This window comes from Streptomyces sp. NPDC006365 (assembly GCF_042870755.1).
Lineage (GTDB): Bacteria > Actinomycetota > Actinomycetes > Streptomycetales > Streptomycetaceae > Streptomyces > Streptomyces xiangluensis.
Window position 1 is genome coordinate 159815 of the sequence record NZ_JBIAHS010000010.1, and the last position, 25184, is coordinate 184998.

At 69.3% G+C, this 25184-nt stretch carries 21 protein-coding genes and 1 pseudogene; 11 read left to right on the plus strand and 11 right to left on the minus strand.

Translation table 11 applies throughout. The annotated features are described in order from the left end of the window. Positions 1-6 precede the first annotated feature (6 nt). The 6 genes from ACFYO0_RS26695 to ACFYO0_RS26720 all read left to right on the plus strand — a co-directional run bounded on the left by ACFYO0_RS26695 (position 7) and on the right by ACFYO0_RS26720 (position 7650). Positions 7-519, plus strand: coding sequence for a MaoC family dehydratase (locus ACFYO0_RS26695; protein WP_388680747.1), 513 nt, complete (start codon positions 7-9; stop codon positions 517-519). A gap of 2 nt (positions 520-521) precedes the next feature. Then, positions 522-1727, plus strand: coding sequence for an acyl-CoA dehydrogenase family protein (locus ACFYO0_RS26700; RefSeq protein ID WP_388680749.1), 1206 nt, complete (start codon positions 522-524; stop codon positions 1725-1727). Between the two features lie 169 nt (positions 1728-1896). Continuing rightward, on the plus strand, positions 1897-2553 hold the full coding sequence (locus ACFYO0_RS26705; protein ID WP_388680751.1) for a phosphatidylserine decarboxylase: 657 nt from the start codon (positions 1897-1899) through the stop codon (positions 2551-2553). A 28-nt stretch (positions 2554-2581) separates the two neighbouring features. Continuing rightward, positions 2582-3400, plus strand: coding sequence for a CDP-diacylglycerol--serine O-phosphatidyltransferase (gene pssA, locus ACFYO0_RS26710; protein WP_388681014.1), 819 nt, complete (start codon positions 2582-2584; stop codon positions 3398-3400). Between the two features lie 103 nt (positions 3401-3503). Beyond that, complete coding sequence (locus ACFYO0_RS26715) at positions 3504-6476, plus strand: BTAD domain-containing putative transcriptional regulator (protein ID WP_388680754.1); 2973 nt, start codon at positions 3504-3506, stop codon at positions 6474-6476. Positions 6477-6540: 64 nt separating this feature from the next. Next, on the plus strand, positions 6541-7650 hold the full coding sequence (locus ACFYO0_RS26720; RefSeq protein WP_388680757.1) for a class I SAM-dependent methyltransferase: 1110 nt from the start codon (positions 6541-6543) through the stop codon (positions 7648-7650). Between the two features lie 97 nt (positions 7651-7747). On the opposite strand, the gene ACFYO0_RS26725 is transcribed toward ACFYO0_RS26720, so the two are convergent. Genes ACFYO0_RS26725 through ACFYO0_RS26745 form a run of 5 tightly spaced genes read right to left on the minus strand, consistent with a single transcriptional unit; the run spans position 7748 to position 12650 of the window. Next, the gene (locus ACFYO0_RS26725; protein ID WP_388680759.1) at positions 7748-9013 is read right to left on the minus strand and encodes an ABC transporter substrate-binding protein; all 1266 of its coding nucleotides are present in this window, start codon (positions 9011-9013) and stop codon (positions 7748-7750) included. Beyond that, positions 9010-10140 (minus strand): branched-chain amino acid ABC transporter permease, encoded by a 1131-nt coding sequence (locus ACFYO0_RS26730; RefSeq protein WP_388680762.1) that lies wholly within the window; start codon positions 10138-10140, stop codon positions 9010-9012. Before ACFYO0_RS26730 ends, ACFYO0_RS26725 begins: the two co-directional genes overlap by 4 nt. Then, on the minus strand, positions 10133-11023 hold the full coding sequence (locus ACFYO0_RS26735) for a branched-chain amino acid ABC transporter permease (RefSeq protein WP_388680765.1): 891 nt from the start codon (positions 11021-11023) through the stop codon (positions 10133-10135). The genes ACFYO0_RS26730 and ACFYO0_RS26735 overlap by 8 nt, the downstream gene beginning before the upstream one ends. Next, complete coding sequence (locus ACFYO0_RS26740; RefSeq protein ID WP_388680767.1) at positions 11020-11838, minus strand: ABC transporter ATP-binding protein; 819 nt, start codon at positions 11836-11838, stop codon at positions 11020-11022. The genes ACFYO0_RS26735 and ACFYO0_RS26740 overlap by 4 nt, the downstream gene beginning before the upstream one ends. Then, positions 11835-12650, minus strand: a complete 816-nt coding sequence (locus tag ACFYO0_RS26745) for an ABC transporter ATP-binding protein (protein WP_388680769.1) — start codon at positions 12648-12650, stop codon at positions 11835-11837. The genes ACFYO0_RS26740 and ACFYO0_RS26745 overlap by 4 nt, the downstream gene beginning before the upstream one ends. Positions 12651-12830: 180 nt before the next feature. Here ACFYO0_RS26745 and ACFYO0_RS26750 point away from each other — a divergent pair, with 180 nt between their 5' ends. Next, positions 12831-14021 carry a PucR family transcriptional regulator gene (locus tag ACFYO0_RS26750; protein ID WP_388680771.1) on the plus strand — a complete coding sequence of 397 codons (1191 nt, stop codon included), beginning with the start codon at positions 12831-12833 and terminating at the stop codon, positions 14019-14021. Between the two features lie 114 nt (positions 14022-14135). On the opposite strand, the gene ACFYO0_RS26755 is transcribed toward ACFYO0_RS26750, so the two are convergent. Further along, positions 14136-15302 carry a glycerate kinase gene (locus ACFYO0_RS26755; RefSeq protein WP_388680774.1) on the minus strand — a complete coding sequence of 389 codons (1167 nt, stop codon included), beginning with the start codon at positions 15300-15302 and terminating at the stop codon, positions 14136-14138. 137 nt (positions 15303-15439) lie between these two features. Next, a complete protein-coding gene (locus tag ACFYO0_RS26760; RefSeq protein ID WP_388680776.1) occupies positions 15440-15727 on the minus strand; it encodes a hypothetical protein in 288 nt (95 codons plus the stop codon). 109 nt (positions 15728-15836) lie between these two features. Between ACFYO0_RS26760 and ACFYO0_RS26765 the strand changes: the two genes are divergently transcribed. Then, the gene (locus ACFYO0_RS26765) at positions 15837-16706 is read left to right on the plus strand and encodes an ADP-ribosylglycohydrolase family protein (RefSeq protein ID WP_388680778.1); all 870 of its coding nucleotides are present in this window, start codon (positions 15837-15839) and stop codon (positions 16704-16706) included. Here the strand turns inward: ACFYO0_RS26765 and ACFYO0_RS26770 are convergent. Next, a pseudogene (locus ACFYO0_RS26770) lies at positions 16626-16901 on the minus strand (transposase); the annotation flags it as partial. The gene ACFYO0_RS26765 and the pseudogene ACFYO0_RS26770 sit on opposite strands and share 81 nt — an antisense overlap. A gap of 479 nt (positions 16902-17380) precedes the next feature. Here ACFYO0_RS26770 and ACFYO0_RS26775 point away from each other — a divergent pair. Both ACFYO0_RS26775 and ACFYO0_RS26780 read left to right on the plus strand, forming a co-directional pair. After that, positions 17381-17905: a hypothetical protein gene (locus ACFYO0_RS26775; RefSeq protein ID WP_388680780.1), complete on the plus strand. Its 525-nt coding sequence runs from the start codon at positions 17381-17383 to the stop codon at positions 17903-17905. A 253-nt stretch (positions 17906-18158) separates the two neighbouring features. Beyond that, the gene (locus ACFYO0_RS26780) at positions 18159-19631 is read left to right on the plus strand and encodes a hypothetical protein (RefSeq protein ID WP_388680782.1); all 1473 of its coding nucleotides are present in this window, start codon (positions 18159-18161) and stop codon (positions 19629-19631) included. Positions 19632-19656: 25 nt separating this feature from the next. Here the strand turns inward: ACFYO0_RS26780 and ACFYO0_RS26785 are convergent, their stop codons facing one another. From ACFYO0_RS26785 to ACFYO0_RS26795, 3 genes are read right to left on the minus strand one after another with little or no spacing between them, the layout of a single operon-like run. Then, positions 19657-20697: a serine/threonine-protein kinase gene (locus ACFYO0_RS26785; RefSeq protein ID WP_388681016.1), complete on the minus strand. Its 1041-nt coding sequence runs from the start codon at positions 20695-20697 to the stop codon at positions 19657-19659. After that, positions 20675-22042 (minus strand): hypothetical protein, encoded by a 1368-nt coding sequence (locus tag ACFYO0_RS26790; protein WP_388680785.1) that lies wholly within the window; start codon positions 22040-22042, stop codon positions 20675-20677. The genes ACFYO0_RS26785 and ACFYO0_RS26790 overlap by 23 nt, the downstream gene beginning before the upstream one ends. Continuing rightward, complete coding sequence (locus ACFYO0_RS26795) at positions 22039-23766, minus strand: hypothetical protein (protein WP_388680787.1); 1728 nt, start codon at positions 23764-23766, stop codon at positions 22039-22041. Before ACFYO0_RS26795 ends, ACFYO0_RS26790 begins: the two co-directional genes overlap by 4 nt. Positions 23767-24266: 500 nt before the next feature. Here ACFYO0_RS26795 and ACFYO0_RS26800 point away from each other — a divergent pair, with 500 nt between their 5' ends. Next, positions 24267-25133 (plus strand): MarR family winged helix-turn-helix transcriptional regulator, encoded by an 867-nt coding sequence (locus tag ACFYO0_RS26800; RefSeq protein WP_388680790.1) that lies wholly within the window; start codon positions 24267-24269, stop codon positions 25131-25133. Positions 25134-25184 lie beyond the last annotated feature (51 nt).

A 25184-nucleotide genomic window follows, 5' to 3' on the forward strand; every position in this document is an offset into this window, starting at 1 on the left:
GACACCATGCAGTTCGGCCGCACCTACGAAGAGTTCATCGTCGGGGACGTCTACAAGCACTGGCCCGGGAAGACGGTCACGGAGTACGACGACCACCTCTTCTGTCTCCTGACGATGAATCACCACCCCCTCCACATGGACACCAACTATGCGGAGAAGACGACGGACTTCGGGAAGAACGTGGTCGTGGGGAACTACATCTACTCCCTGCTGCTCGGCATGTCCGTGCCGGACGTGTCCGGGAAGGCGATCGCGAACCTGGAGATCGAGTCCCTCCGTCACGTCGCGCCGACCTTCCACGGCGACACGATCTACGGCGAGACGACCGTCCTCGACAAGACGCCCTCCAAGTCCAAGTCGGACCGCGGAATCGTTTACGTCGAGACAAAGGGTTACAAGCAGGACGGCACGCTGGTCTGCGTGTTCCGCCGCAAGGTGATGGTTCCCACCGAGACGTACATCAAGGAGCGCGGCGGCGAGCAGCCCGGCCGGCCCCAGCTCAAGGAGCAGGAGAAGTAGCCATGGCGCGACTCGCCCAGACCGCCGGTCTGACCGACATCCAGCAGGAGATCCTGTCCACCGTCCGGGACTTCGTGGACAAGGAGATCATCCCGGTCGCGACCGAGCTGGAGCACCGCGACGAGTACCCGCAGCAGATCGTCGACGGCCTCAAGGAGTTGGGCCTCTTTGGGCTGATGATCCCCGAGGAGTACGGGGGCCTGGGCGAGTCGCTCTTGACGTACGCCCTCTGCGTCGAGGAGATCGCGCGCGGCTGGATGTCGGTGTCCGGCATCATCAACACGCACTTCATCGTGGCGTACATGCTCAAGCAGCACGGCACGCAGGAGCAGAAGGAGTACTTCCTGCCGCGTATGGCGGCGGGCGAGGTGCGCGGCGCGTTCTCCATGTCGGAGCCCGCGCTCGGCTCGGACGTGTCGGCGATCACGTCCAAGGCGGTCAAGGACGGCGAGGAATACGTCCTGAACGGCCAGAAGATGTGGCTGACCAACGGCGGTACGTCGACGCTCGTGGCCGTCCTCGTCAAAAGTGACGAAGGACACCCGGAGGGCACCGCGCCCCACAAGTCGATGACGACCTTCCTGGTCGAGAAGGAGCCCGGCTTCGGTGAGGTCCGGCCCGGCCTCACCATCCCCGGGAAGATCGACAAGATGGGCTACAAGGGCGTCGACACCACCGAGCTGATCATGGATGGCCTGCGTATTCCGGCCAATCGCGTGCTCGGCGGAGTCACCGGCCGCGGTTTTTACCAAATGATGGACGGTGTCGAGGTCGGCCGCGTCAATGTGGCGGCGCGTGGCTGTGGCGTCGCTCAGCGTGCGTTCGAGCTCGGTGTCTCGTATGCCCAGCAGCGTCACACTTTCGGCAAGCCGATCGCCCAGCACCAGGCCATTCAGTTCAAGCTGGCCGAGATGGCCACCAAGGTCGAGGCCGCCCATGCGATGATGGTGAACGCAGCTCGCAAAAAGGACTCAGGGGAGCGAAACGACCTCGAGGCAGGGATGGCGAAGTACCTCGCCTCCGAATACTGCAAGGAAGTCGTGGAGGACGCGTTCCGGATCCATGGCGGCTACGGCTTCTCGAAGGAGTACGAGATCGAGCGCCTCTACCGAGAGGCTCCGATGCTGCTGATCGGTGAAGGTACGGCCGAGATCCAGAAAATGATCATCGGGCGCCGGCTGCTCGAAGAGTATCGATTCCAGGGTTAGACGTGCCGATTGGGGTGTTTTGCTCGAGGTGAACATCACACCCCGTCAAGACTCTTCGGCCGTTGACTCGGCTTCCTGGCTTGCCCAGTTGTGGCCCGCGACCGGTACGATCCCAGGAAGCCGCCGTCCCCCTCCTGCAGCGCGGCATCATCCGCTACGAAGGTCATCCATGCCCCACAGCCCAATCTCTGCACCTCGCGACAGCTTGGTCGGCGCACGCCTCGCGCGCGGAGCATCGCCGTGGCTCCTCCCGACCGTCGCCACCGCAGCCCTCAGCCTGGTACGCGCGCGCAAGTCCGGCGCCGCCAAGGCAGTGGCCGTACCCGCCACCGCGCTCGCGGCGGGCATGCTGTGGTTCTTCCGTGACCCCGAGCGCGAGATCACCTCGGGCCTGGTCATCTCGCCCGCCGACGGAGTGGTGCAGAGCATCATGCCGTGGAAGGACGGCCGCACCCGCGTCGCGATCTTCATGAGCCCGCTGAACGTCCACGTGAACCGCGCCCCGCTCTCCGGCACGGTCACGTCGGTCGAGCACATCCCCGGCGGCTTCGTTCCGGCGTTCAACAAGGAGAGCGAGAACAACGAGCGCGTCGTCTGGCACTTCGACACCGAGCTCGGCGACATCGAGATGATCCAGATCGCCGGTGCGGTCGCGCGGCGCATCGTGCCGTACGTTCCGCAGGGCACCAAGGTCGAGCAGGGGGACCGCATCGGTCTGATCCGCTTCGGCTCACGCGTCGACATCTACCTCCCCGAGGGCGTCGAGGTCGCGGTGGAGGTCGGTCAGAAGACGGTGGCTGGGGTGACTCGCATTGACCGTGATTGATCCGGAGACTCAGGCCGGCACCGGTTGGGTGCCGGATACCGACGAGGTGGACGACGCGGAGGAGATGCCGCTGTCACTCCGCCTCTCAATAGCGGACACGCTGACTCTCGGCAACGCCACGTGCGGCTTCATGGCGGTGTACTTCACCACCACCGGCATCCTGATCCCGCACCTCACGGGCAGCCAGGAGTCCGGTATGGCCCGGAACAGCGCGGCCACGGCCGTGATCCTGATGCTGTGCGCGGCGGTCTTCGACCTCTTCGACGGACTGGTGGCCCGCAAGCTGCGCTCCTCTCCCATGGGTGCGGAGCTCGACAACCTCTCGGACCTGATCAGCTTCGGTCTGGCACCCGCGTACTTCGTCCTCGTCTACGGCATGGTCGCGGACGACGCGCAGCAGCGAGTGGCGGCGGTGGGGGCCATCGTGGTCCTGCTGGCGGTCGTGCTGCGGCTCGCCAGATTCTCGTGCGTGACAGTGAAGGACGGCACGTTCCAGGGCATGCCGTCACCATTCGGCGCGCTGACCGTGGTGTCCATCGTGCTGCTGGAGCTGCCCTTCGTCGCCACGCTCATGGCGATCCTGGGCACGGCCTGGCTGATGGTGAGCCGCGTCGAGTACCCGAAGCCGCGGGGCCGCCTCGCGGTGGCGATGCTCTCCTGGATCGTCCTCAGCATGGGCCTGCTGACGTCCTGGGCCTTCGACGCCCCCGGCGGTGCGCTCCTCCTCCAGACGGGCTGCGCACTCCAGCTGGTCACGGGCGCGGTGATCCCCCTCTTCGCCACGGCTCGCAGGGTGAACAACTTCCGCGACAACCGGCGTGAGGCCCGGGCGGCGCAGTTGCCTTAGCTCGTTGTGCAGGTATGTGAAAGAGGGCCCGAACCGGAAGGTTCGGGCCCTCTTTCACGTACCCGAGGAGCCGGTGGCCCCGTGTTCGGCCACAATGGCTGCCGTGGGCGTACCGCCGGTCGAGATCGGGCTGCTGGGCCCGATTCAGGTGAGCGTCGGCGGTGAGGCGCTGCCGCTGTCGAGCCTGCCCCAGCGGGTCCTGCTGGCCCGCCTCGCCCTCTCCCCGCAGAAGGTCGTGCCGGTGGCCGACCTGATCGACGCGCTCTGGAGTGAACAGCCCCCGCGGGGCGCCGTCGGCAACCTGCACAGCTACGTCTCCCGGCTACGACGCGTGGTGGGCGGCGAGCGGATCGACCGGGAACCCGCGGGGTACCGGCTGCGGCTGGAGCACGACCAGGTCGACATCGGCCGGGTCGAGCGGCAGGTGGCCGCGGCTGCGGCCACCACGGATCCGGCCCGGGGCGCCCAGCTGCTCGGCCGGGCCCTGGTGGTCTGGCGCGGTGAACCGCTCGCGGACCTCGCGGACCGGCCGGCGTTCGCACCCGAGCGAGCCCGTCTGGCCGAGTGGCACCGACAGCTGCGCGAGGAGTGGTTCGAACTGCGCCTCACAGCCGGTGAGGCCGAGGGCGTCCTGCCCGACCTGGAGGAGGCCGCGGCAGCGGACCCGCTGCGCGAACGCGTCCAGCTGCTGTTCATCCGCGCACGCCACCAGGCGGGCCGGACCGCGGAAGCACTCACGGTCGCTGACGCGTACCGACGCCGGCTCATCGAGGAGTTCGGTCTCGACCCGAGCCCCGCGTTCGCCGATCTGCGGCAGCGACTGCTGGCCGACGATCCCGGGCTGCGGGCGCGGCGAATGCCGGGCTCCTCACTGGTGCGCGGTGACTCGGCGCGCCGTGACCCGGCACGCCAGGACGCGCAAGGCGTGGCATCCGGGGGCCTCGTGCACCGGCCGGCCGACCGGTTCATCGGGCGCGGCCCCGAACTGGAGCGTGTGCGGCATGCCCTGCGGGAGCACCGGGCGGTTACGGTCGTCGGCCCCGGTGGCGTCGGCAAGACACGGCTGGTCCTGGAGCTGCTGCACCGGGGCGCCGGTGCCGAGCCGGTGCATCTGGTCGAGCTCGCGGAGACCTCTACGCCCGCCGAGACCGGCGGCGTCGTGGCCACTGCCCTCGGTCTGCGTGCGGCGCCCGAAGGCAGTGCGAGAGCTGTCGCCGACCGGTTGGGCGGTGAACCCGCACTGCTCGTACTGGACAACTGCGAGCACCTGCTGACGGCGGCTCGCGATCTGGTCGCGGAACTCCTCGCGCGATGCCCTGCCCTGCGGGTGCTCGCGACGTCGCGGCAGCGGCTCGGCGTGGCGGGCGAGCGGGTGGTCCGACTCGGGCCGCTGCCGGAGGGCCACCAGGTGGAGCTCTTCTGCGACCGGGCGGCGCTGCTGCGCGACGGCTTCGACGCCTCGGCGCACACCCGCCGGCTGGTCGGCGAAGTCTGTCACCTGATCGACGGGCTCCCGCTCGCCGTGGAACTGGCGGCCCGCCGGGAAGCCGCGTTCGGGCTGCCTGAGCTGCGCGAGCGCCTGTCCGCCGGCCTCGACGTGCTGGAACCCCTGCGGGGAGGTGATCGGTCCACCGCGGTGACCGCGACGGTCGAATGGTCCTGCCGCCTGCTCGACCCCGACGCGCGGGCACTGCTCGACCGGCTCTCGGTGTGCCGGGGCGGATTCGGGCCGCAGGCGCTGGAGCATCTGGCACCCGTCGGGGTCACCAACCCCGCGGCGCTGCTGGCCGAGCTGGTCGACGCGTCGCTGGTCGGCTGCGATTTGTCGGCCGCGACTCCGCGCTACCGGCTGCTGGAGACCGTACGCCACGTCTGCGGCAGTCACCTGACGCCCGCCGAGGCAGACGACGCCCGCGGTGCGCATGCCCGGTGGATGATGGCTCATGTCGAGTCGATCCACGCGTTGCAGCGGGAGCGGTCCCCCGAAGCCACGCCGCTGCTGCGGCGGGAGGCGGCCAACCTCCACCAGGCGCTTTCCTGGCTGGCCGACTCGTCGAAGAAACCACCAACCGAACCACCGGCCGGGGAGTCGGTCCACTCCGGCCGACGGGAGCTCGCCGCCCTGCTCGGGATGCTGACCGCGTGCGCGCAGTCCGACGAGCCGGCCCTCCCTCTGACCACGCAACTGCTCCGCCTCGCGCCCGCGGTGCTGCCGCCCCGCACGGAGAGCGAGGCCGTCTGCGCCGTCGCGGCAGGCACCGCCGCCGGCCTCGCGGGCGATGCGCCCAGAGCCGAACAGCTCCTGACGGCAGCTGTCGAGCGGCTTCCCGGTGGTTCTCCGTACGCGTGGATCGGACTGTTCTTCCGCCTGACCAATCGGATGTTCAGCGGCGACGTGAGCGGGGTCGAGTCCGATGCCATGGCGCTACGACATGATCGCACCGCTCCTGCTTGGGCCGCGGCCACGGGCGTGTGCGGTGCGGCACTGGTCAGACAGTTCTCCGGCGACCACGCCGCCGCCGCGCGGTGGCTGGCGCGGGACGAGGCGCTGCTCGCCGAGGTGAACCCCGTAGAAGGCATCGTGGCGTACACGCGCGGTGAGCTGGCTGCGGACCAGGATCCCTTTCGTGCCCTGGCCTGGTTCGATGAGGCCTGTCAGCGGTGTGACGCGCAGGGCCAGACCTATATCCGCGAGGCGGCCGCGGTCGGGCGGGCCGCCGTGCTCATCCGGCTCGGCCGTCACAGCGAAGCCGCGGCCGCCTGCCGCGGCCTCGTCGACAGCCTGCGCCGCCTCGGCATGTGGCCCCAGCTGTGGATGGTGCTGCGGCTCACCGCCGAGTTGCTGGTCGCGCTCGGCGATCACGCGACAGCGGCGGCCCTGCTCACCGCCGCCGACGGCGACGCGCTCGCTCCCGCCGTGCTGGGCACCGACCGGGACCGCCATGCGGTCCTGTGGGCGGCCATCACCGACCGCCTCGACCCGCACCGCCTCGCGCACTGCAGGAGCGAGGGACGTACGGACGGCCGAGCCGGCGCCACGGAACGCGCCCTGCGCGCCCTTGACGTGCACTGTTGAGCGGGCAGGCGGCGGGCAAGCCGTCAGCAGGCGTCCGGCAAGCGGAGCGCGGCACCGTCGGACCATGACGACAACAACCCAGCTCCAAGAAGCCGACAAGAACGACAAGGCCGGCGAGATCGACGAGGCCCGCGTCGAGGGATTCCTCGGCCGGCTCCTCACCGACTTCGCCGGGGCCGCGAGCACGGCGATGACCGTCCTCGGCGACCGGCTCGGGCTCTATGAGGCCATGACCGGCGCGGGCCCCCTGACGGCCGAAGCGCTCGCGGAGATGACCGGGCTGCATCCGCGGCTGGTCACCGAGTGGCTCGGCTCGCAGACGGTCTCCGAGTACGTGACCTACGACCCGACGGCAGGAACGTACGAACTGCCCATCGAGCACGCGGCGGTGCTGTCCGTCGTGGACTCCCCCGCCTACGTCATCGGCGCAGCCGACTTCATCGCGGGCCAGTACCAGTCCCTGGACCAGCTTGCCCAGGCGTTCCGCACGGACGGCGGCGTCGACTACAGCGCGCTGCCCACGTGCGTGTTCAGCGGCATAGAGCGGTTCTTCCGCACCGCGTACGTGCACGAGCTCGCGGCGAGCTGGTTCCCTGCCGTGCCGGGGCTGGTCGAGCGGTTGGAGCGCGGCGCCCGGGTCGCCGACGTGGGCTGCGGGCACGGAGTGGCGAGCCTGCTCATCGGCCGGACCTGGCCCGCGTCCACGGTGACCGGCTTCGACGCCCACGAGCCGTCGATCACCCAGGCCCGCGCGAAGGCGATCGAGGCGGGCAGTCCCGGCAATGTGTCGTTCCGTGTGAGCGATGCCGCCGGTGCCGGCCCCGGCCCGTACGACGTGGTGGTCTTCTTCGACGCGCTGCACGACCTCGGGGATCCGCCCGCGGCCCTGCGGCGGGCCCACGAGGTGCTCTCCGAGGGCGGCATCGTGGTCGCCGTCGAACCGTGGTCACTGGACCGGCTGGAGGACGGTATCGGCAACCCGTCGGTGCGGATCGACTACTCCGCGTCCACGTCCGTGTGCACGCCGACCTCGCTGGCGCAGCCCGGCGGCTACGGGCTGGGCACCCAGGGCGGGCCTTCGAAGCGCATCGAGCTGCTCTCCGAGGCGGGCTTCCGCAACCCGGCGCTGGCCGCCGACACCGGCTTCAACCTGGTACTCACCGCGACCAAGTGATCGGCTGGAGCGATGACAGGAGGGCCCGGACCACACGGTTCGGGCCCTCTCCACGTGCCGGTCACGACACGCTGGGACGACGGGTCGGACGGCAGGCTCAGGCGCCGGGCGCGTACGCCTCCGCCACCTCCGAAGCCTCCGCGTCCCGTACGACCTTCATGCCGCCCGTCACGCTCTTGTCCGGCTGGAGGATGACGCTCTGCTTGGAGGATGGGGCGTTCGGGTCGGTGAAATCCTGTGGGATGCCGAAGCCGGTGTCGAGGGAGTCGATCGTCAGGAGGGCCTTGCCGACGCCGGCGCGCGTGAGGTCCTTGCTCGCGCAGGCCTTTTTGAGGGCCTCTCCGAAGGCGGAGGCGGCCGTCCAGCCCGCGACCACGCCGTTGTCGAGCGCGTCCTTCGGGTACGCGGCCTTGTAGTCGGCCACGAGCTTCCTGGCCTCAGGGGTGTCCGCGCCGATGGGCAGCGAGGGCGACGCCACGTAGTAGTTCTTCATGAGGGCCGGACCCGCCTGGGTGGCGAGGAGCTGCGGGGCGAAGGCCGAGTTGTTGCCGATGATCGGGACATCGAAGCCGCCGGCCGCGGCAACGCCGACGAATGAGGCCGCCTGCCGCGGGCCCGCGCTGATCACGACCGCCTGCACGTCGGCCTTCTTCAAGGCCGCGACCTGCGCGGTCATGTCGTTGTCGGTCGGCTTGATCTTCTGCTCGACGACGGCGAGCCCGGACTCCTTCGCCATGTGCTTCGAGCCGACCAGCGCGCTCTCTCCGTAGTCACCCTCGAAGTACACGTGGCCGATCTTGTCGCCCTTCTTGATGCCCTTCTCCTTGATCAGGAAGTCGACGGCGTTGATCGTCTCGATGTCATACGTGGATCCGATGACCCGGATGTACGGGCTGCCGAGCAGCGAGGCCGACCACGCCTGAGGCAGTACCAGTCCCTTGTCCTGCCCGTCGATGCGCTGCTTGACGGCGGCGACGAACGGGGAGCCGATGAACTGGGCGAAACCGAGCACGTCCGGCTCCAGCTCCGTGTACCCGGCCACGGCCTTCTGCGGGTCGTAACCGTGGTCGCGGACGCTGAGCGCGACCTTGTAGCCGCAGACGCCTCCGTCGGCGTTGAGTTGCTTCACATAGAGCTGCTGAGCCTGCGTGACGCTCTTGCCGAGGGTGGCGTAGACACCGGTCATGTCGGTGAGGGCGCCCAGTTTGATGGTCTTGCCGGAGATTCCGTCGCCTGTCTTCACCTCGCCGGCGGCCGCGCCGTCCCCCTTGTCGTCGTCCTGGGCCTTGGAGCTGCACCCGGCCAGCACGAGCAGCGCCGCGAGCGCGCCGGCGGCCGCCCTGGCCGCGTATGTCGTCCTCATCGTTCCTCCCCTGGGTGGGTCCGTGCACGGTGCCCGGCGGTCGCCCTGACCAGGCCGCCGGGCAGGAAGAGCACCACCGCGACGACGGCGGCGCCGTAGAGGTACCGGGATGCCTCGCCCGGTGCGATCCCGCCCGTGCCCGGGTCGGAGACCAGGGGCAGCGCATCGCTGTAGCGGGTCAGCAGCTGCGGCAGCAGCGACACGAAGGCCGCCCCGAGCACCGCCCCCGACACCGAACCGAGCCCGCCGATGACGATCATGGCGAGGTATTCGAGCGACAGGGTGATACCGAAGTAGTCCGGCACCGTCCGCTGGAAGACCAGGGCGAGCAGGACGCCCGCGAGTCCCGCGTACATCGAGGAGAGCACGAAGACGGCGGCCCGGTAGCGGGCGACGGGCACGCCGATGACCCCGGCGGCGATTCGGTGGTCGCGGATCGCGTTCATGGCCCGTCCCGGGCGCCCGCGCAGCACCCCGCGGGCGAACAGAGCGCAGCCGAGGAGCAGCACGAGTCCCGCGTACCAGAGCTTCTCCGCGGAGCCGAACGGCACGTTGGCCACGACGAGTTCACGGTCGTCGAAGGTGAGGCCGAACAGACTCAGGGGCGGTACGTCGCGGCCGTTGAAGCCGCCGGTGAGGTCGCGGGCGTTGAACAGCACGTGCTGGCCGATGAAGATCAGGGCGAGCGTCGCTATTCCGAGATACGCGCCCCGCAGACGGCCCGCGATCGGGCTGAAGAGGCCGCCCGCCACCCCGGCGACCAGCACGGCGAGCACGGCTGCGAGCCAGGTCGGCAGCCCGAGACCGGCCAGCCCGTCGCCCCCGCTCCCGTCGGCGGCGAACACGCAGTAACCGTAGGCGCCGACGGCGAGGAAGAAGGCGTGGCCCATGGAGAGCTGCCCCGTGGAACCGGTGAGGAGGTTGATCCCGATCGCGCCGATCGCGGCGGCCATCGCGAAGAGGCCGGCCTGGAGCCAGAAGCGGTCCAGGTAGAACGGCAGGGCTGGCAGGAGCACGGCGCAGGCGGCCCAGACGTACGTACGGGTGCGGGTGAGCCAGGCGCGCCGGCGGCGGGTGGGCCGGGGCGTGCCGCTCGCCTCGTCGGAAGTGGCCAGGACCTCAGACACGGGCGAGCTCCTTCGTACCGAACAGCCCGGCGGGCCGGATGAGCAGGATCGCGGTCATGACGAGATAGGGGGCCAGATCGCCCAACCCGCGTCCCAGGAAGGTCAGATCGCTCTGGTAGCCGGTGGCCAGGGACTCGGTGACGCCCACGAGCAGACCGCCGACAAGCGCGCCTGTGGTGGAGTCGAGGCCACCGAGGATGGCGGCGGGGAATGCCTTGAGGGCGGCGAGCGAGGTGGCTCTCTCCAGGCCGGGTGTCGGAAAGACGGTCAGGAAGAGCGCCGCGACGGCCGCGAGGCCGCCCGCGACGGCCCAGGCGCCGAGCGAGACCCGGCCCAGCCGTACGCCCATCAGCGCCGCCGTCTCCGCGCTCTCGGCCGCCGCGCGCATCGCCACGCCCCAGGTGGTGTACCGGAAGGCGAGCAGGAAGGCGGTGATGAGCAGGGCCGCGGCGACGAAGGCGGCGATGCGGGTGTGGGCGAGCGAGATCGGCCCGACCGTGAGCACGGCGTCCCCCCAGGGGTCGCCGAGCGCCAGGACATCCGTACCGATGCGGCGGGTCAGCTCGGTGGTGAGCAGGATGTCCACGCCGATCGTGACGATGGCGAGGACGCTGTGGTCGGCGCCCCGGTAGCGGCGCATCACCAGGAACTCCACGGCCGCGCCGACCAGCGCGGCGCCCGCGATCCCGGCGAGCAGCGCGGGCCAGAAGCCGATGTCGTCGTGGAGGGTCGCGGTCACGTATCCGCCGGCCAGCAGCAGCGACGCGTGCGCGAAGTTGACGACCTCGGTGGCCCGGAAGATGATCACGAAGCCGAGCGCGATGAGGGCGTAGACAGAGCCCAGCGAGACGCCGTTGAGGAGGAGTTCGGCGAAGGTGCTCATGAGGCGCTCTCCTCTCCTCCAGGGCCCTCGCCCTCGGAGCGCCGGCCCAGATACGCGCGTACGACCGCCGGATCGCTCTGTACGTCGCCGGGGACGCCGTCCGCGATCAGGCGGCCGAAGTCGAGCACGGTCACCGCGTCAGCGAGCCGCATCACCACCCCCATGTCGTGTTCCACCAGGACGATCGAGATGCCGAGGCTGTCGCGGACTCCCGCGATCACGGCGGAGGTCCGGCGCCGTTCGTCGGCGGTCATGCCCGCGACCGGCTCGTCCAGGAGCAGCAGCCGGGGCTCCATGCACAGGGCACGGGCCAGTTCGGCGAGCTTGCGCTGCCCGTACGGGAGGGAACCGGCGGGACGGTCGAGGTAGGGCGCGAGGCCCACGAACTCGGCGATCTCCCGGACACGTGCGCGGTGGCGGCGCTCCTCGCGCGCGGCGGAGGGCAGCCGAAGTCCGGCCGCCAGGAACCCGGTTCGGGTCAGCCGGTGGCGGCCCAGCAGCAGGCTGTCCTCGACCGTGGCCAGCGGCGGCAGCGCGAGGTTCTGGAAGATGCGGGCGATGCCGAGATCGGCGATGCGGTGCGCAGGCATGCCGGTCAGCTCGTGCTCGCCGAAGCGGACGCTCCCCCCGGTGGCCCGGTAGACGCCGGACAGCACGTTGAAGCAGGTGGACTTGCCGGCACCGTTCGGGCCGATGAGAGCGTGGACGGTACCGGGCCGCGCCGTGAAGCTCACCGCGTCCAGGGCGGTCAGCCCGGCGAAGCGTACGGTCAACTCGCGTACCTGGAGCGGGGGAACGTCCGTCGTGGGCGTCACTCGGCGTCACCCTCCCACCGGGACAGCGACGGCAACGTGGCCGTGCCCCGTGAGGCGTCGGCCGCCGCGTCCTCGTCGACCACCCCGAGGTAGCGGCGGCGCACCTCGTCCGAGGCGGCCAGTTGCTGAGCCGGGCCGGACAGCGTCACTTCGCCGACCTCCAGGACGTATGCGCGTGACGCGAGCCGCAGCGCGAGGGCTGCGTTCTGTTCGACGAGCAGGATCGAGGTGCCCTGGGCGTTGATCTCCCGTACGGTGTCGGCGATCCGCTCGGCCATCATCGGAGCGAGGCCGAGTGACGGTTCGTCGAGGAGCAGCACCCTGGGCGTCGCCATCAGGGCCCGGCCGACCGCGAGCATCTGCTGTTCGCCACCCGACAGGAGTCCGGCGCGCTGCTGGGCGCGGGCGGCCAGGACGGGGAACAGTTCGTGGACGCGGTGGAGGGCGGCGGCCCGCTGCGCGCGGCCTCCGGTGGCGCCGAGCGCTCCGGCGCGCAGGTTGTCGGCGACGGTCATCCGGGCGAACACCCGCCGTCCTTCGGGGATCTGGGACACCCCGGCCGCGACCACGCGGTCCGGCGACAGCCCGTCGAGCCGTCGGCCGCCGAGGCTCACGGTGCCGCCGGTGACGGCGCCACCGTGGAAGGACAGGGTGCGGCACACGGCCCGCAGCAGCGTCGACTTGCCCGCGCCGTTGCCGCCGAGCACTGTGACCACGGCTCCCTTCGGCACCTCCAGGGACACCTGACGCAGTGCGCGTACGGGGCCGTATCCGACCGACAGGTCCCGTACGACCAGCCCGGAAGCGCCCATGCCATTCCCCCTGTAGTCGCGCGGTGTGGCGCTCACCACAGCACCAGGGCGGGCGCCCGTCCACGGGGCGAGGTCGAATCGCTGCGGGTGACCAGCGGGCACCGCCGCGCGTTGTGCACGGGCACAACACCGCGTGTCAGGGGCCTGTGCGGAGCGGCACTCCGGTGGCATCCTCCGGCCATGGGAGCGCGCAGAAGGCGTACCGGGCATGACTGGAAGCTGCTCGCCGAGTCCTGTACGGCGCTGCTCGGACGGGTACCGGAGCTCGTGGACGAGCACATGCGGCAGCTCGCCGAGTACTCCCCCCTCTACGAGCGGTTCCTGCCCTACGACCAGCAGTGGCGGGAGGCGGAGGAGGCGATGCGGATCGGCATCGAGACGATCTCCGCGCCCCGGGACTCGCCGCGCCGCGACCTGGAGTACGCGGAGGAGGCGGGACGGCGGCGTGCCCAGCAGGGATTGCCGCTGGAGCTCCTTGTGCACGCGTACCGCAGCGCGGGTTATCTGGTGTGGGACGCGTTGATGGAGGGGGCGGCCGGTCGGGAGCCCGAGCGGCTCGCGGCGCTGATGCGGTCCGCGACGATGATGTGGTCGGCGGTGGACGCGCAGGCGGCGGTGGCCTCCGAGGCGTACCGGGCGACGGAGATGGAGCTTCGGCGGCGTACGGACGAGCAGCTTCAGGCGCTGCTCGACGCGCTGCTGGAGGGGCAGGAGGCGCCGGGGCTCGCCGCGCGGGCGGCGGCCGGGCTGGATCTGCCGGAACGTGGGCCGTACGCCGTGGTGGTGCTGCGTTCACAGCGGCGGGAGTCGTTTCTGCGGCCCGTGCAGGGTGACGGAGTCCGGTTCGTGTGGCGGATGCGGGCGGACTGTGAGGTCGGGGTGGTGGCCCTCGCCGACGGGCAGGGGCTCGACGTGGTCGAGCGGGCGCTCGACGGCCGCTGCTCCGGTCCGGGCGGGATCAGCCCCGTAGTGGCCGGTCTCGGCGAACTGGGCCGAGCCCGGCGCCTTGCCGAACTGGCCTTCCGCACCTGTCCGCCGGACGCGACGGGGGTGGTCCGGCTCGATCAGCGGATGCCGACGGCGCTCGTGGTGAGCCAGCCCGAGTTGGCCGGGCGCCTCGTCTCCGACGTGTTCGGAACCCTCCTTGAGCTCGAACCGGGCGATCAGGCGGTGCTGTTGGAGACGCTGGACGTCTGGCTGTCCTGCGAGGGATCCGCCGGGCGGGCCGCCGGGCGTCTCTACTGCCACCGCAACACCGTCTTCAACCGCCTGCGCCGCCTGGAACAGCTGACCTCGAGGTCGCTGGCACGGCCTCGGGATCTGATCGAGATGACGTTGGCGTTGGACGCGTACCGGTTGTCGGGCCGGTGAACTTCTTTCGCCCCCGCCGCCCTGCTCGCCCCATCCCGTTCCCGCGGGCTGTGCCCCCAGACCACCGCGGGGGTTCAGGCTCGGGCCCACGCCCGTTTTCCTGGGCTCCGGGTCTCAGAGCAGGAAGTCCCGCGCGATCCGCTCCCCCACGGCCTCCAGAAGCGGCCCCGCCTCGGCGATGCAGCGCGCCACGTCGGGCTCCACGTCCGTCAGGGGGTACGCCCTGCGGATGCCCGCCCGGCCGAGGGCCTCCGGAGGAAGGGCGAGCCGGCCGCAGACCGCGATGACCTCCTTGTCGGCGGCGCGAGCGACAGCGGCGACTCCGGCGGGAGCCTTGCCGTGGAGGGTCTGCTCGTCGAGGGAGCCCTCGCCGGTGATGACGAGCGTGGCCCGTTCCAGCGCGGGCGCGAAGCCGAGAACGTCGAGCATCACCTCGATCCCGGGCCGGAAGCTCGCGCCGAGGCCCACAAGAGCCCCGTAGCCGATTCCGCCGGCGGCCCCCGCACCGGGCGCCACGGCGTACTCCGCGGCTCTGTCCCCGATCGCCTTCTCCAGAACCGCGGCGAAGTGCGCGAGGGAGGCATCGAGGGCCACCACGTCATCCGGAGAGGCCCCCTTCTGCGGGCCGTACACCGCGGGCGCCCCCTTCGGCCCGGTCAGCGGATTGTCCACGTCGCTCGCGAGCACGACGTCGACGGAGGCGAGACGGGGATCGAGACCGGACAGGTCGGCCGTGGCGAGCTCCCGCAGCGGACCGCCGCCGGGAGGCAGCGGCTCCCCGTCGTCGTCCAGGAAGCGGGCCCCGAGCGCGGCCAGCATCCCCGCGCCCCCGTCCGTCGTGGCGCTGCCGCCCACCCCGAAGACGATGGTCCGCGCCCCGGCGTCCAGGGCGGCCCGCAGCAGCTCTCCGGCCCCGTACGTGGACGCGGTGAGCGGAGCGAGGACGCCGCGAGGCAGCCGCTGCAAGCCGCTGGCCTCGGCCATCTCCACGACCGCCGTGTCGCCGCGCAGTGCGTACGCGGCGGTGACCTCGTCCCCGAGCGGCCCGGCGACGCGTACCTCACGCCGCTCGAACCCGGCCGCGACCGCGGCGTCGACCGTGCCGTCGCCACCGTCGGCCACCGGCAGTGCCTCGACCTCGACGCGCGGCGCGACCCGGTGCAGCCCCGCCGTCACCCGCTGCGCGACCTCCACGGCCGTGAGCGAGCCCTTGAACTTGTCCGCGGCGATGAGCACCCGCTGGGTACGCCCCCGGGTCCGGTTCACTGCAGCGTCCGCCACCTTGTACTCCCCTTTTGCTCTCCGGGCCTTGACATGTCAAGGCAGTCGCGCCGCTGTGACCCTAACCGGCGGAGGCGGGCGCTGCCCAGGCAGAATCCCGCACGCCGGACAGTGCCTGAGTGAACAGTGAACGGCGCTTACTCGGCCGTCGCGGCGCCCGGCGAGTCGTACATCTGGTGCGTCAGCGTCCCGCTGCCGCCGAACGGCACGCTGATGTGCTCCAGCACGTCCTCCAGGGTGTCGGTGTCGCCCATCCGGACGTTGCCGACGTCCCCGGTCCTGACCAGCGGATCGCCGGGCGCGGCGTGGGCGGGGGCCGCCGCGGCGGCGGACAGGGCGGCGACAGCGGTGGCGACCGCCAGGACGGTCGCACGGCTCTTCGGCTGCGCGGAGCGCAGGGACTGAACGGAACGCACGGAACGCATGGATCTCCAAACCCGCATTACGAATAAAACCCGACGAGACTCTCATGTGGCGCGAGACGGGATCGGCATAAACCAGGCAGGACGGGCAGGAATTCGGTACACCGGACGTATGACCCCTGTCGGTGTTGACGTCGCGGACCGCGTTCTCGGGGGCTGGCTGGGCCGGATCGCGGGCAACATGCTCGGCAAGCCGGTCGAGCAGGGCGACCACTGGACGCGGGACCGCATCGACCACTATCTGCGGCAGGCCGCCGCCCTGCCGCTCACCGACTATCTGCCCGAGCCCGTCGAGCCGGGCGTCGAACTGGAGCTGCGCCCCGAGTGGCGTGAGTGCGTACGCGGCCGGATCCACGGCAGTTGCCGGGACGACGACGTGGACTACGCGATCCTCGGCCTCGATCTCCTCGAGACGTACGGCTTCGGCTTCAGTACGGAGCAGGTCGGCGAGCTGTGGCTGCTGCGGCTGCCGTATCTGCAGACGTTCACGGCGGAGCGCGTCGCGTACCGGAACCTCGCGGACGGTCTGAAACCGCCGCTGACCGCGACGCACGACAACCCCTACCAGGAATGGATCGGCGCCCTCATCCGCGCCGACATCTACGGCTGGACCAGCCCGGGCGACCCTCGACGCGCGGCCTCCCTCGCCCGCCGCGACGCCGTCCTGTCGCACACCGCCAACGGCGTGCAGAAACCCCGTTCTTACACCCACGTGTCCATGCCACGTCACCCCAGGTCACGCCGATTTACGAGGTCATTCCCGACCCCGGAGGCGCCAGGCCAGCATGCCGCCCCGAGCACAGCGGAGAGGACGGCTTGCGCCGTGCTGCTGCATGGACCGGCTGCGCGCCCAGGCGATGACGGCGGCGCCTTTGGCGTCGGCTTTGCCTTCGCCGCGGTAGCTCTCGGAGACGCGGTGGATGGCCCGGCCGGAGATGTAGTGGACCGGCTGATCGCAGTTGATGAGGATCGCAATGGCTAGGGCGGCTCCGCCGTCGGCCAGGTCGATGCCCCAGGTCACCTCGTCGCCCAGAGCCAGGACGTCGGTGAGGAGTTCGAGAAGTTCGGGGTCGTCGTTGGCGACGCGCCGTGACAGCCGCCGGCGGCCGCTCTCGTCGATCGCGACGCAGTGGTGGTGGGTCTTGCCTGCGTCGGTGCCGGCCCAGATCGCGGCCATGGTGCCTCCGTGCGGTGGGTGTGCTGGGTGCCTCCCAACGGACGACTTCGCTGTCGATTCCCTACGGAGCGATCAGTCCCGCTGACAACGTAGGGAAGCTTGATCACCGAGGGTCAGAGATGCCCCGTGCCGTCAGCGGATCTTGGTGTTCTCAGGCAAGGTGGGGGGCTCTCAGCGGGTGCTCTCGGTGAGCCGTGTGGAGCGATGCCCTTTTTTCTGCCTTCAGGGCGCTTTTGATATCATTTGATTGTGTAAACGAACTGGGCATGGTCGCTCTTGGGGTTCACACGGTGCCCACTGTGTCGGTCAGAGGACACGGGCTGAGCACATTTTTCGGCTCTGGTCCGTAGTCGGTGGTGACGTCGAGTAGCCACTCGTGATCATGATTTTGTGATTGATTTCAACTCCCTTACGGAGACGGTGTTTTTCGGGCTGTCGCTGCTGGCCGTCGAGGACATGGCGCTCCGGAAGGTGGACTTATGGCATTGACCGCTGCGGAGATCGCCGACATTCGGCGCTACGCCCAGGAACTGGTCGATCACGCGCCCCCACTCACCCCCAAGCAGCGGGACCGCCTACAAGCCCTGCTCCGGCGCAAGCCGACCGAGTCGAAGCCAATCGCGCCGCCTAGAAGTGGCCGCTACCAGGCCGGTGTTCCAACAGACCGACAGGGGCCAGCCCATCCAGCACATGCCGAAGGCCCGGCTTCTCGCTCGCCAGCGACCGGGGCCCCAACAAAAAAGGACCCCACCACTACGGCAGACGCCAGCAGCGACTTTGACGACATCAGCAGCCTCTACCCCGCCGTGCTCGAAGCGCGGGCCAAGCTGCAGCGCGAGCACCCGGCTGGCTACGACCTCACCCTCATCGCACACGAGGTGTGGCCGCAACTGTCCGACGTCGCGAAGGTGCGCGCCCTCGAAATGCTGCTCACCGTCTACGTACTGCGCCTCCACGACGAGGAACGCGACGCACGGCTCGCCGCGACGCAGCAGCCGGCGTGACGCACTTGGAGACCGACGACCTCGCCATCCTCCATGACACCGTCGTCGGGGCGGCACCTGTCCGGTGACTGCGTCCACCCTCGCCTTTGGCCACAGGACCGAGAGCGAACGAATTCCCGGCCGGCATCGCTCTGAGCTACACAAACGATGCCGAGATCTGATAATTCAGGCCATTGTTCGGTTGCCGTCTGGCAGCCCAAGGGGCCGCCCGGACACCCTTGTGCGTGGGAACCGTGCGGGTGGAGGGGGCCTCATGAAAGACACGCCGAGCGCAACCGACGTGCTGAAGCAGCTGCTACAGCCGGTCACGGTGGCCACCGACTCCAAGAGCACCCTGGTCGGCAGCGTCGACGTGGCTGCTCACAGCGACGACAGCAAGAAGCATCGGGAGCATGAGCGGAAGGCCGAGGAGGCCGAGAACGAAGGCAAAGCGCGCAAGGAGACACCGCCTCTGCTCCGGCGCAAACAAGGGCTGCAAGCCCTGCCTGACGCCGAGTTGCAGAGTTCGCTTCGGTTGCCGTACATCGGGCTACTGCACCGTCTCGCGCGAGGCATGGTGCTCACTCGGCGCGGTGCAGCACGCGGACTCGCTGAGCACTGGGGCAGCCTGAAGTACATCCAGGCGCTGCAGGCGGGGAAGGGATCGTTGCTGTGGCTGTCCTCGGAGGGGCGGCAGATCGCCAGGCACTACAAAACACTTCAGTCCGAGGAACTGGGCCAGGCGTTCGCTCTCGTGCTGGCAGAACACATCCTGCGCAACCGTTTCCCCGGCTATAGCGTGTCCGTCGTTCATTCCGACACAGCCCTGCGGGCCGGCTGGGCACTTACCGCCGCCGAAAGAGATACGAAGGACGACAAGAGCGCAAGTGTCGGCTACCGCTATCGGCCTCACTTCCTGGCGGAAGTATGGAAGCCGTCGCTGCCGTCTGTGATCATCCCGATCGCGTGCAAGGGCAATCACAGTGGAGCCGGTGTTTCTCACGACCAGTTGGCCTCGTGCGCGGCACACGTCGACGGCCTGCACGTCGGGGCGTGGAACCAGACACCTGCGTTGTTGTTCAGCACCGAGCTCCCTCTGGATGGGCCGGTCACCGTCCATGCCTTGCATGTGCCGGGCAACGGTTCGCGTCTCGATCTCCCAACGGTAACGGATGCTGCGGACGTGGACCTGGATCAACCCCCGCGACAGGAAAATCACTTCCCCGGCATCGAGCGCCCCGCCCGGGAAGACCAGACACTCGATCCCTTGCCCGGCTGCCACGTCCGAGCAGAGCACTTCGCCTGGTTCCAGGAGACTCTGGCTCACACTGACGCTGCGGGCCTAGTGGCATTCGCTGGATCGGGGCGCGCCACCGCGCAACTGCTCACGAAGCGGCAGGGCAGTGAGTTCTTCAAGACATTTGAGCACCCTTCCGCCGGCAGCGTGCAGGACATCGGCCACACTCTGCTCGGTGACGAGTTCGCCGGAACAGACCACATATTCCGTCTCAACGGAACTCACGTGGAGGCCTTCTCCGGCGTCCAGAAAGACCTCTTCGAGTACCTGGCGGGAAGAGGCGACACCCAGAGGCCTCAGGTATCGCAGTGGCGCGCGCAAACACACAGCCGCAGATCGTCATTGCCCCGCACCGGCTGGGACAGCGACTGGGGTGGCCCGGTCAGCATCCACCAGGACGGCACTGTTCTGGCCATCCGACCGGTGAGCGTGACGAAGACAAGCCGCTGACCCCTGAGCGGGCTGTACACGATCTTCAGGGCTCGTAGCGTGCGCCCGATCTCGCAATCCACCGTGCGACGCCCTCGAACGCGTTGAGTGCCCGCACGTCGTAAGGTCCGAAGAAGTGCTGACAGTCATGGCCGAGCCGGTCGTACAGGGCGGCTGCTCCTCGGGTATCGCCTGACCGGCCTGTGAGTTCGGCGTGCTCTCCGCGTGCTTCGATCACCAAAGGCGCGCTCGCTCCATACCGGAGCTCCAGATCAAAGATGTAGCGGTCCAGGTCACGGATACGCTCGGAGAAGCCAGCACTACGGTCACGCGTATCAGGCGGGTCTGCTCGTCCGATCTCGTCGTCCGCGGCTGCAATATCCAGCACACGCTGCATTTTGCTCACAGCGTGGGCAACCGCTTCTGCGCTCTGCGGGCGCTGCGCCGGGTCCTTGGCCAGCAGTGTCCCGACGATGGAGTCCAGCTGAGCGGGCACGCCGGGACGGTGGGCACTCGGAGGTGCTGGCGCATCGTCCTGGTGCATCCTGCCCACGGTCATGGGGTCGTCACCAGAGGTGCCGAAGGGTGGACGCCCTGTCAGCATCTCGTACAGGACGCACCCGGTGGAGTACAGGTCGCTGCGTCGGCTGCCGGGCTCTCCCTCCCACCGCTCTGGTGCCATGTAGAGCGGGGTGCCGGCACTGGTGCGGGACTGAGTGAGGTCGGGGAGAAGGGCCAGTCCGAAGTCCACGATCTTCACGTCGCCTTGAAGCGTGATCATGATGTTGCCGGGCTTGATGTCCTGGTGGATCACTTGCGCAGTGTGCGCTGCACTGAGGCCTTCGCAGATCTGACGCGTCCACCGTACGGTTCGTTCAAGGGGTAGGGGTGACCCCGTCTTCAGGTGTTCGGCAAGTGATTGTCCCTTGACGTACTCCATAGCGATGTAGAGCTCGCCGTCGTGTTCACCGGCGTCATAGATGTGCGCGATGTTTGCATGCATGGCCCTCGCCATGGCCACGCCCTCGCGTCTGACCCCTCGTGCTGTCGGCTGAGCAGACTCTTTACGGGCTCCGGGCTGGGTCATACGTCGCCCCGCGATGATCTTGAGAGCCACGGTCCGTCTGTCCGTCGCACCACAGGATGTGGCCGTGTTCCTTGGCGTAGTCGACGGCCGTCAGCCATTCCGTGCCACGACGGCTGCTGGGCAGTCGCGGAAGGCTGCGCAACTCCGGCCGTGACACCCGGGGAGCGGATTGCATGATCTCTACCAGCCGCGCTGCAGTGGACCGCAGCGCGGCCAACTGCTCGGGCGTCGAGGTCAGGACGGCGGTACTGGCGCTGCGCTCATCCCAAGCCAGTGTCATATCGGACCGCAGCGCAATGGACTCTTTGGCCTGCAGCGTGTCAGCCAGAAGCTGGTCAGTCGTCATGACCACCTGCGAGTGGCCGATCAGTTGCTCGGACACGCCACGCTCCAGCAGAGCGAGCGTAGCGGCCGCACTGGTGTCCAACATCACCCGCCCGGTCCGCGCAGCCTGCACCGCCAGAGTCTCCGACGGGTCAAGAGGGATATCAGCGGCGTACACCACCGGCCGTTCCGCGGTACGGCGCATGCAGGCCTCTGCGTAGTGCCGGCCCGCGGCCAAGGCGAGCATCCCTACAGGCAGCTCACCGCTTGCGACCTTCTCGCGGACTTCCCCGGTGTTCTCGTGGTGGCGGCGTAGATCCTCGGCGAGGTTTTCGAGAGGGTTGTCCGGCGTTCCCAAAGAGACGGCCCGAAAGACAGTGCTGTCGGGGAAGCGTTCCAGATAGCTCGCAGTAGCTTCGCGAAGTTGTTCTCCTTCCTCCTCGGACATAGGCTCCGCAGGTTCCGCAGCACGCCAATGGAGCGCGCCCAGGAGCCGACCGAGGAGTTCTTCGTCGTCCGGCCAGCGCTGCATCAAGGCGAGGGCACGCCCGGTGAACTGCGGGTCAGCAGAGAAACTTGCCCCCAACCCGACCCACAGCAGTGTTTCGTCCCGGCTGCGCGGATCCAGCGGCTCGCCCTGCTCGGTGAGGGTCTGCCAGGCATGTTGCCCCAGGGCGCGGGCGGCGTAGCACTTGACCAGAGCCCAGCGGGCCTCAGGGTCCAGGGGGTCAAGAGCAAGCAGGCTGATGGCCGCGTCCGTGGCGCGGTCCATCCGCCCATCGGCCGACTCCACTTCGACGAGCAGGGCGTACATGCGGCCCTGCCCCGCCCAGTCGGCCCCGGCCATCCTCAGCGCCGCGTCGGCGCACCACCGTGCACGGGGATACTCCCTGGCCTCACGGAACAACCCCGCGGCCATGGCCATCAGCCGGGCATCACGCCAGTGATCAGCCCCGTCTCTCAGAGTCTCGGCCGCCAACACGAGATTCCCACCGCGGTGGTAGCGCTCGGCGAGCTTCACCACATCACCGGGCTTTGAGCGACGTTGGCGCGCAGCACCGCCAACTCGTCGCTCCCGCTGCCCCGTAGTGCACGAGCGAGCAACTCGATCTCAGCGACAAGGTCAGGAAAATCGGCCTTGAGATGGTCCAAATCCGGCAGGTCCGCCCCCGCCGCGGCCAAGCCCGCGGCCGCGGTCAGCTGCTCCCCCTCGGTGTCCGCAGCCTCCCAAACCTGAAGCCACAGGTCCTTCGCCTCCGGAGTGCTGGTGTCATCTGCGAGACGCGACTCCGCGAGCACCGCCCTGACGTGGGCCTGGGCAAAGGCGCTCGTCATGCCGGCCAGCAACTGCTGAGCCTCCTGCTGACGGCCCGTCATGGCCGCGACCAAAGCGGTCTGCTCCCGCAACCGGTGGTCGGCCGCCTCCTGAGGCTGGGCCTCGCCCTCCGGCTCCGGCTGCGTCAGCTTCCACGCCGTGAACAGATCTCCGCTCATCACGGCTGCCTGCACGGCCAGCAAGGCCGCTTCGGCGCTGTCCCCGTACCATATGCGGCGGCTGTTCCTCGCCCGGATCGCCACCGCCAGGGCCTCCTGGCCAGCCGCCAGTCTGTTCGAAGTACGGCTATGAACGGCATGCTGAAGAAGTGCGCTGGCCAGGCGGACAGCGACGCCCGTGAAAATCCCCTCCCGGTCCGCGGCCCGCAACCGGGCCAGCGCCTCGCCCGGCCGACCCTTCTTGATCAGCGCCTCGGCTTCGAGCTGGGCCTTCAAGGCCTGCGCAAGCGTGTTGTGGGGCTCCCACCGGCCCAACTGCTCGATTCCCTCGGCCCAGTTCTCGTCCAGGCAGGCGCGCAGCGCGTTCAGCAGCGGCGACGTGGCGTCATGGTGCGCCGCGACGTAGTCCCGCACCTCTTGCTCTGTGCCAGATCCCGCCTGCAGTGCCGCACGCGCCACGAAGAAGTCACGGGGGTATCCGCCCTCGCGGGCACACCGCTCGAAAAACAGGTGTGAGGCACCCCGTGCGTCGTAGTCGGCAGCAACCTGCCCGAGCCAGCCCAACGCCTCAGTCGGCGCCTCCGTCAGCCACGCCGGCTCCCGATCGGCCCACTGCTGGATGACGGACCCGCGAGCCGCCCCCACCCCGGCCAGAATCCCGACCGCTCTCTCTACGGCCGGCCACGCCGCGCGCAGGCGCCGTGCCTCCTGCGCCGACCAGGGGCTCAGCGTGCGCAGAGCATCATCGAAGTCCGTGCGGGCGTCCATGCGGCCGAGTACATTTTCACGCAGTTCCTGAACCTGCTCCCGGGTCTTGGCCCCGTCCTCCTCCGTGGTCTGCCGCCCCCAGCCACCGGTGACAAGCGACGCTTCCGCGGACGCTGCCGAACGTACGTACTCCTCCATCACGATCTGCAGGACCAGCAGCGCATCCGCCTGGCGCTGCCCGGCTTCACCGCGGGGGATCACATACGTCAGCTGCCGCGCAGCCTGTTCGAGAGAGCACTCGGTGCACTGGCGCAGTTGCTGGGCCGTGTCCGCCCGCGACAGCCAGACACGCAGCGACTTCGCAGTGACCGGCACTCCGACCGCCGCCGCCCTCTTGGCAGCGGCGCGTGCCACTCGCCGATTGCGAGTGAGTTTCTTGACGCCGTTCATGGCGAACCGGCTGGCCATGGGACCCGCCCACTTGGCCAGAACCGACGGTAAAACCGGATCCACGCGCTCTCCCAACACGACACGCAGGCCCACCCACAGGACACGAGCGGCCCAGTTCGGACCTTACTGGCAGGCACTGACAGTGCCCGCAGTCCGAGTGTCGGATGCCTGGGGCTACAGGTTCGGACTGCGACTTTGGCCCAGCCTGCCTGCGGCGGGCGTGGGCAGACCAACATCTGGCTCCGCTGGCCGCGACCGTGGTCGCCCTATCCTTGAGAACCGCTCCTGCCGCGGCCATCAGGCAGGCACCGACGGCCCCGACCTCCGGGGAATCAGTCCCTTCGGGTCCCGCACCAGTGGCCCACTCGCCGCCCAACAGGCCCCCTGGCCATTAGTATGTTTACGGAGTATCGAGGTGCCAGCTGCGCGCCAGCATCCGCAATGGAAAAGATGCGACTCCCAATCCGACATACTCCGTGTACGTTTTCCACCAGGACGGAGCTGAGGACGTGGTCGAGTCGGTTTCAGCGGGAGCGGTGAGGTTCCGCGACCCTGGACGCGCCGTCCGGCGAGCGCCCGCGCCGGTACCCGTCGTGTCGCCTACGACCGCCCCAGGGCACCTGCTGCGCCTGGCGCAGCAGGTACACACCGAGCTGTGGGGCTCACGAATCGACAGTCTCACGGGACCGCAGTACGCGACGCTGGTGGCGATCGCCGGGTGGGACGACGTCGACCAGCGGCGCGCCGGGCAGCTGGCCTCGCTGGACAAGTCGACCGTCGCCGCAGTTGTGAGCCGACTTGTCGGGAAAGGGTGGGTGCGGCGGGTGCGCCATCCGGATGACGGTCGGCGCCGTCTGTTGACCCTCACCAGCGGATCATTGGATCGGCTGGCCGAGGTCACCGAGGTTGCGCGCTCGGTTCAAGAAGACATCCTGACCCCGCTTCGTCACTCCGACCGCCGGGAGTTCATCGAACGACTGGGGCGGGTCGCACGCATCAAGGAGGCCGACATCGCCGGACAGCAGTACGAGGACGGCGTACTGCTCATGCGCACCACCCCCGGATATCTGATCCGCCGGGCCCAGCAGGTGCACACCGCACTCTGGAGCGCCGCCGTCCCCGACGTGACCGGGCCGCAGTACGCCCTGCTCGCCGCGGTCGCACAGCTGGGCGCCGCCGACCAGTCCCGAATCGGCGAGGCCGCCTCGCTGGACACGTCGAGCACCGCCGACATCGTGGCCCGGCTCAGCACCCAGGGATGGGTTACCAAGGAGACCGCAGCGAACGACCGGCGAAGAACCCACGTCCGGCTCACCGCTCCGGCGAGGACAGCGCTGCACGCCCTCGCGGAGCCGGTGAAAACAGTCCAGTCCGACGTCTTGGCTCCGCTCGGACCCGACGAGCAAGCGGTGTTCATCAACCACCTCCAGCAAGTGGCGTTCGCCAGGCCGCACATGTAGAGCTTCGCCCCCCACATGTGGACGGTCTGTCCGGACCCGTTGACACACCTC

Excerpts from the sequence above, each read along its gene's own strand:
- ACFYO0_RS26700 (WP_388680749.1), top strand. The coding sequence starts at position 522 with ATGGCGCGACTCGCCCAGACCGCCGGTCTGACCGACATCCAGCAGGAG.
- ACFYO0_RS26725 (WP_388680759.1), bottom strand. The coding sequence starts at position 9,013 with ATGAGGACGACATACGCGGCCAGGGCGGCCGCCGGCGCGCTCGCGGCG.
- ACFYO0_RS26720 (WP_388680757.1), top strand. The coding sequence starts at position 6,541 with ATGACGACAACAACCCAGCTCCAAGAAGCCGACAAGAACGACAAGGCC.
- ACFYO0_RS26775 (WP_388680780.1), top strand. The coding sequence starts at position 17,381 with ATGGCATTGACCGCTGCGGAGATCGCCGACATTCGGCGCTACGCCCAG.
- ACFYO0_RS26695 (WP_388680747.1), top strand. The coding sequence starts at position 7 with ATGCAGTTCGGCCGCACCTACGAAGAGTTCATCGTCGGGGACGTCTAC.
- ACFYO0_RS26745 (WP_388680769.1), bottom strand. The coding sequence starts at position 12,650 with ATGGGCGCTTCCGGGCTGGTCGTACGGGACCTGTCGGTCGGATACGGC.
- ACFYO0_RS26765 (WP_388680778.1), top strand. The coding sequence starts at position 15,837 with ATGACCCCTGTCGGTGTTGACGTCGCGGACCGCGTTCTCGGGGGCTGG.
- ACFYO0_RS26705 (WP_388680751.1), top strand. The coding sequence starts at position 1,897 with ATGCCCCACAGCCCAATCTCTGCACCTCGCGACAGCTTGGTCGGCGCA.
- ACFYO0_RS26735 (WP_388680765.1), bottom strand. The coding sequence starts at position 11,023 with ATGAGCACCTTCGCCGAACTCCTCCTCAACGGCGTCTCGCTGGGCTCT.
- ACFYO0_RS26750 (WP_388680771.1), top strand. The coding sequence starts at position 12,831 with ATGGGAGCGCGCAGAAGGCGTACCGGGCATGACTGGAAGCTGCTCGCC.
- ACFYO0_RS26785 (WP_388681016.1), bottom strand. The coding sequence starts at position 20,697 with ATGACCCAGCCCGGAGCCCGTAAAGAGTCTGCTCAGCCGACAGCACGA.
- ACFYO0_RS26760 (WP_388680776.1), bottom strand. The coding sequence starts at position 15,727 with ATGCGTTCCGTGCGTTCCGTTCAGTCCCTGCGCTCCGCGCAGCCGAAG.
- ACFYO0_RS26780 (WP_388680782.1), top strand. The coding sequence starts at position 18,159 with ATGAAAGACACGCCGAGCGCAACCGACGTGCTGAAGCAGCTGCTACAG.